Genomic DNA, 6,491 nt, shown 5'->3' on the forward strand with positions numbered 1-6,491 from the left:
TTTTCATCAAACACGCATCTCGTCAGCCTATAGCAGGCCACGGCCCTAAGGAACGCCATAAGGCACGATACTCCGCCATCCAGTCGCTATTGTAATTGTCTTTTGACATATATTCCTACCCTGTATGCCAGTGTTGTCCAAGTTGAAACGACAACAATGTCATCGCCCATCTAGCTGCTAGACGACGTCCTACCCACTAAATTCAATAAAACCCTAAAGGTTGAACCGATTTATCAAGTTTGTCAAGGTTCCAATGATAATCGATGTCCCACACGACAAGAAGAGTGCTAGTCAAGTATAGTAAGGAAAAAATTGGGCGTTGGAATTTTTCCTTTCTCTAAAAATTAATTACGAAATATCACCGATTTCAGCCCTCACCCAGACTAGACTTTGCTTTCTCGCGTCCAGCACTCCAGTTATGTCACTAGACATTTAAAAGCCGTTAGGACTTGATATATTAGTTCATTCACCAGTCTATTAGAAAGACAGAGATAGAGAAGTGCATTCACCGCTGCAATAGACAGAGACAGAGAACTATTGACCCTTTCAGACTTACGGAGGTCTGTGGTTCGAATGAAGATAGATAACTTTATTAAAAATAAATAATACCTTAGAAGAATCTATCAAAGAAGTTTTTATAACTCCATTGGTAAAGATATTGCGAAGGTTTCATAGACTTAGAATATTACGGGAAGGTACAGTCAAGATCGATCGTTTAATGAAATCACCTCATGTGTTAGGTGTTTTAGAGTGGTTGAGAGTATTCACTTCTTCAGGGTATTTCCCTCTGGAATTAGGGGATTTTTTAACGATCGATCGTAGTTTGACCTAAAGCATAACATAGTGTAAAGTACAAAACCTTGATGTATGGGTAAGATAAGCGATGATACTAGGCTATCTATAAACAATAGGAGATAATTTTCCATACCAAGTTGTTGTACCATCTTCGTTGTCAGAAATTGTAACCCCCATTTGTTTCAATTGCTCTCTTATTTTGTCTGCAGTATCATAATCTTTATTTTGTTTTGCTACTTTTCTTAAGTCTATCAACCTTTCTATTTCTTGATGACTCACACCACTTGCAAACCACTCTTGATAACTTGACTCAAGAATACCAATGAACCTTGCGCTTTTAACAAACTTCTTAGTTAATTTGAGCTTCTCATATTCATTACTTGTCTTATTGATTTCTGTAGCCATTTCATGCAATATGGCTACAGCTTCAGGAATGTTTAAATCGTTTTTCAAAGCCTCTATAAAATCTTTAGAGACTTCTGTATCACTTTCCTCAATACATGTACTACGTAATAACCGATAAAACTTGTTTAAAGTTTCTTGCGACTCAGAGATAACATTTTCTGTCCAATCAAGTGGTTTTCTGTAGTGAGTTTTAAGCAGCGCATAACGTATTACTTCACCCTTTATTCCACTATCTAACAAATCCCTTACTTTGACTATATTAAATAAGGATTTGCTCATTTTCTCTTCATTTACCGTAAGAAACCCGTTGTGTACCCAATATTTTGCAAACGTTGACTCAGCAAATGCAGATTTACTCTGTGCAATTTCATTCTCATGATGAGGAAATTGCAAGTCTATACCCCCACCGTGAATGTCAAAATCTTTGCCAAGGTAAGCATATGACATTGCTGAACATTCTATATGCCACCCTGGTCTTCCCTCTCCCCATGGACTATTCCAGTGACTTGAAAGTTTATAGTCAGTTTCGTTTGCAGGTTTCCAAAGTACGAAGTCTCCTGGGTGTTTTTTATTTTCACCAACTTCAACTCTACTACCGTAGTTTAATTCATCAATTTTTTTTCCTGATAAAACGCCGTATTCAGGGTAAGATTCTACACTAAAATATACATGTTTATTGGATTCATAAGCATGACCAGCTTGCAGCAAAGACTCAATTAACTTGATAATGTTATCTATGTTTTCCGTTGCTTTTGGTTCATATGTTGGTTCTGCACAATTTATGCTTTCCATGTCTTCATGAAAAGTTTTAGTGTAATATTTGCTAATGCTTTCTATATTACTATTTTTCTCATTTGCTGCATTGATTATCTTGTCATCGATGTCGGTTATATTACGCACATAAGTAACTTTTCCATAACAAAATTTAAGCAGTCGAAATAATACATCGTAAACAACAATAGAACGTGCATTACCTATATGTGCTGTATCATATACTGTTGGCCCACAAACGTACATTTTTATATGATCGATCATAAATTATATACGGTATACAATTCTCTATGAGCTATGGTTACGCTAGACACTCCTAAGATAGATTTAGACTTTACTGCAAAGAATTTCAATCTCTTGGGAGTGGATAACAAATATTATACATTAAGTGACTGCTATGGGGAAAATGGTCTTATTGTAATGTTTATATGCAATCACTGTCCTTACGTTCAATCAATTATTAGCAATCTAGTAAGCGATGTTAATTTGTTGAAAAAAGATTATCAGGTAAACACCGTTGCAATCATGCCAAATGATGTGAATAAGTACCCAGAAGACTCTTTTGAAAACATGATTAATTTTGCAGAGAAAAATAAGTTTACATTTCCATATTTAATTGACAGTAACCAAGAAGTAGCTAAAGAGTATGGTGCTGTTTGTACCCCTGATTTCTTTGGGTTTAACGCTGATTTAAAACTTCGTTATCGTGGACGTTTTAACAATGCAAAAAAAGAGAAAGTTCAAAATTATGAAATAGGAAGTAGTGATTTATTTCAAGCGATGAAATTTATTGCAAAAACTAGCAATCCTCCAATTGACCAAAAATCAAGTATTGGTTGTTCAATAAAATGGTCTAATTCTACAGGTTAAATATTATGCACAGCGGCTCTCAGCATTTGTTTGATATTATAATCTTACTTTCCGCTGCTGTGTTTATAGTCATAGCGTTTTGGAAAATGAATATTAGTCCAGTGCTTGGTTACTTTGTTGCAGGTGCATTGATTGGTTCTCATGGATTTAATCTGATACATTCAGTTGAAGTAATGGATAACTTTGCAGAGTTTGGCGTAGTTTTCCTATTGTTCATTATAGGTCTTGAATTGACATTTGAACGCCTTATCGCTATGCGTAGGCATGTGTTTGGGTTTGGTTCCCTTCAAGTTATAGTTACCATGATAGCAATATGGTGCATTGCTCTTGCCTTTGGAGTAAATACAAACATGGCAGCAGTTATTGGTGGTGGACTTGCACTATCCTCAACAGCAATAGTGTTGCAGGTTCTGCAAGAAAAGGGTTCTCAAGCAAGCCAAGTTGGTAGATTGTCAATAGCAGTGCTACTAATGCAGGACTTTGCAGTGGTACCTCTAATAGTACTAGTGCCCCTGCTTACTGGCAATTCTGAACACAGCTTAATAAGCTCGTTGGCAGGCTCATTAGTGCAAGCAGCTATTGCATTGGTGTTGATATTTGTAACTGGTAGGTTATTACTGAGGCCATTGTTTTCGGTTATTGCCAAAATGGAGAGTAATGAAATCTTTATATCAACAACACTTCTGATAATATTAGGATCAGCATTTATTACTGAACAATTTCATTTATCAATGGCATTAGGCGCATTTGTTGCTGGGTTACTAGTTGCAGAAACAGAACACAGGAATTCGGTAGAACATGCAGTATTGCCATTTAAAGACTTATTTCTTGGTTTATTCTTTATGACTGTTGGCATGTCTATTGATATTGACCTTTTACTCAATAAGTTACCACTCGTTACTTTATTATCAATTATCCTTATCGTTTTAAAGACGTCCATTATATATACATTGTGTAGATTTTTTGGATTTAGAAGTGCACCTGCAATACAAGCTGGATTACTGCTTGCACAAGGCGGTGAATTTGCATTTATTTTATTCCGTTTAGCAGATGAATTAGATGTACTATCAAGTGAAATCGCTCAAGTGCTTATGATGGTAACTACAGTAACTATGGCTTTTACTCCTCTTTTATCGGGAATTGGAGACTGGATAGCAAATTCATTTAGCACTGAAAAAATAATACTAGACGATGAAGCAATCGAAACAGACACACAAGATCTTTATAACCACGTAATAGTTGCCGGGTTTGGTAGAGTGGGATATATGGTAACGAAAATGCTTACTGCAGAGCATTTAAGTTATGTTGTTGTAGATATTCAATCAAAAATAGTGAAAGAAGGAAAAAATGACAGTTTCCCTATATATCTTGGAGATGCTACAAGATATGAAATTTTAAAATCAGTAGGAATAGAAAGAGCTCAAGCTCTTGTGGTTTCAATAAAGAACGAAGTCACTATAAAGAAAATAGTTTCTCTAGTTGCAACAAACTTCCCACATGTAAATATTATAATACGTTTACCAGATTTGAATAATGTGGAGGTTTATAAAGATCTAGGGGCTAGTAAAATTATTCCCGAGACGTCTGAGATTGGATTGCAGCTAGGTGGAGCAGCATTAAGCTTAAGTGGAATTAGCGAAAGCGGAGTTACATCTTTAAAAGGTAAATTTAGAAAAGGCAACTACAGTATGTTAAAAGACCTTGGTAGTGATAAAGATGAATAATCCTCTATCACTTTAATTAGTGATCAGAAAAACACATTTAATTAAGCAACTATACTCTCTAGAAAGGTGAAATTGACCTTATTGTAACTATGAACAAAATAATAATAAAAAAATTTGGTGGTACTTCGCTAACTGACTTAAATCGAGTTGCAAATCTAATAAAAAACGATATTGAAAAAGGTTATAATGTAATTGCTGTTGTATCTGCTGCTGCAGGATTCACTGACCAAATGGCTTTTCAAGCCAGGCAAATTTCAAATTTAAATTGTAGACAAGAGTTATCAGAGTATGATGTCCTGCTTTCAGCAGGAGAACAAATCTCTTGCGGGTTATTAGCTATCACTCTTCTGTCTGTTGGAGTTAATGCTAAATCATGGCTCGCCTGGCAGTTACCAATTGTAACGGATAATTTTTATTCTGAGTCTAAAATAAAAAAGATAAAAATTGACCATGTAAAAAGATCTTTTGCTGAGGGTTATACTGCTGCAATCATTGCTGGTTTTCAGGGTATACACGATGATAGAATCACTACTTTTGGTAGAGGAGGATCGATCTTTCTTTGATTTGTTTGGAAACAGCCTTTTAGGAACGTTTTAAAACTCTTGATTTCACACTTAAATATGACCTTAATAAATAAATTAAATGTGAATTTAATTTTGTGTCCATTGGATAGTAGAGAAGGGACACCATGGCTCTATGGGACGACTAAATTTTTTAAATTCTTTATTTACAGGAGTGGATGACGGTGGCATTAGACCGCAAAGAATGTAAGATTGCGGGGAGGCCTTTGTTCAGCAGTGGGATCGATCTGCCTACCCCGCAAGGGATAAAGGCGTGATATGTGTATGTATGTAGCTAGTCTCTTTACATATTTGTTATTCTTTCCAGATACTACGTAATATACAAATTACCCAATCTCCGTTTCCTGGACTCGAGGAGGGTGTCGTCGAAAGAACGCGCCGAAGCGGCGACGCGCGGGGCATTCGCGCGAGTGCGTCGCCCGCAGCCGTGTGGCGCGACAGCTCCCCCCGCGCCGGTGCCGCTACGCCCGCTACCTGTAGACTTGGCGGCGTTGGGCAAACACAAAGGTGGGTAAATCCTACTAATAAGTATTATAAAAGACATATAAGGTGTAAAAAAATTAGCTGAGAATATTTTAAGGGGTGAACCAGTACGTGAAACTGAACAACTTTCCCCAAGGAACATAGGTCGAAATATGAAAAAATAATTTCACCCTCCCATACTTAGTGTGTTACCCGGCCGGGATAATTTGTATGGGAGGGCCAATTTTTTTTCATATTTCTACCTATGTTCCTTGGGGTAAGTTGTTCAGTTTCACGTACTGGTTCACCCCTTAAAATATTCTCAGCTATTTTTTTTACACCATGTATATTAGCTGACCCGCACAACCTTCGTTTCATTTCATTAAATTCTTATGACGTTTACCTCTATCGCAAAAATCAAATAAAACCTCTTCAGTTTATAATTCATAAAATTGGCCACTTATGACATTGATAAGTTCAGCAATTTACGGAAAAAAAGGGCGCCAAGTTCGAAGCGACTAGGGGGAAATTTTATAAATTTATTATTACAATTGTTTAAAGCCCTTGTTATAGAGATATTTCGTGTTATTTGGGGGGGCAATGAGTGCCGAAAGCGATGGAAATGGAGATGGCCATATGTTTGAGAGTATAAAGCGAAAATTTGAAGGAGACGACACAGGTTCTGGAAAACCAGCCAAAATGACTGCTAGTTTTAACAGAGGCCGGAGAGGCCTTTTCAAAGATTACAACCTTATTTACATAGAGACTGGTAAAAAGGATTACCCGATACTGTTGACTTCAGCCTCACCTACTGAGAGGAAAATGGATGTTCTGAAAACTAATGGAATCCTACGTTCAGTATCAGGAGTGGACTATGTTAAAG

General features: G+C 36.7%; 4 protein-coding genes and 2 pseudogenes. 4 read left to right on the top strand and 2 right to left on the bottom strand.

What is annotated here, in order from left to right:
* Positions 1 to 806: 806 nt before the first annotated feature.
* Both ACJ5GX_RS01285 and cysS read right to left on the bottom strand, forming a co-directional pair.
* Positions 807 to 926: pseudogene (locus ACJ5GX_RS01285) on the bottom strand (YqaA family protein); the annotation flags it as partial.
* Complete coding sequence (cysS, locus tag ACJ5GX_RS01290; RefSeq protein ID WP_495292607.1) at positions 895 to 2,235, bottom strand: cysteine--tRNA ligase; 1,341 nt, start codon at positions 2,233 to 2,235, stop codon at positions 895 to 897. The gene cysS and the pseudogene ACJ5GX_RS01285, both read right to left, overlap by 32 nt.
* A gap of 33 nt (positions 2,236 to 2,268) precedes the next feature.
* Between cysS and ACJ5GX_RS01295 the strand changes: the two genes are divergently transcribed.
* From ACJ5GX_RS01295 to ACJ5GX_RS01310, 4 genes and pseudogenes are all read left to right on the top strand, one after another.
* Positions 2,269 to 2,841: a thioredoxin family protein gene (locus tag ACJ5GX_RS01295; protein WP_052264880.1), complete on the top strand. Its 573-nt coding sequence runs from the start codon at positions 2,269 to 2,271 to the stop codon at positions 2,839 to 2,841.
* Positions 2,842 to 2,846: 5 nt separating this feature from the next.
* Entirely contained in the window at positions 2,847 to 4,565 is a 1,719-nt protein-coding gene (locus ACJ5GX_RS01300) for a monovalent cation:proton antiporter-2 (CPA2) family protein (protein WP_007302300.1), read from the top strand.
* Between the two features lie 89 nt (positions 4,566 to 4,654).
* Positions 4,655 to 5,116, top strand: a pseudogene (locus tag ACJ5GX_RS01305) (amino acid kinase family protein); the annotation flags it as partial.
* A 1,092-nt stretch (positions 5,117 to 6,208) separates the two neighbouring features.
* A partial coding sequence (locus ACJ5GX_RS01310) for a hypothetical protein (protein ID WP_495292608.1) occupies positions 6,209 to 6,491 on the top strand: 283 nt, incomplete at its 3' end.

The sequence above is a fragment of the Wolbachia endosymbiont of Tuta absoluta genome, assembly GCF_059414725.1.

Bases quoted from the DNA above. Each gene is read 5' to 3' on its own strand.
- ACJ5GX_RS01295 (WP_052264880.1), top strand. From the start codon at position 2,269: ATGGTTACGCTAGACACTCCTAAGATAGATTTAGACTTTACTGCAAAG.
- ACJ5GX_RS01300 (WP_007302300.1), top strand. From the start codon at position 2,847: ATGCACAGCGGCTCTCAGCATTTGTTTGATATTATAATCTTACTTTCC.
- cysS (WP_495292607.1), bottom strand. From the start codon at position 2,235: ATGATCGATCATATAAAAATGTACGTTTGTGGGCCAACAGTATATGAT.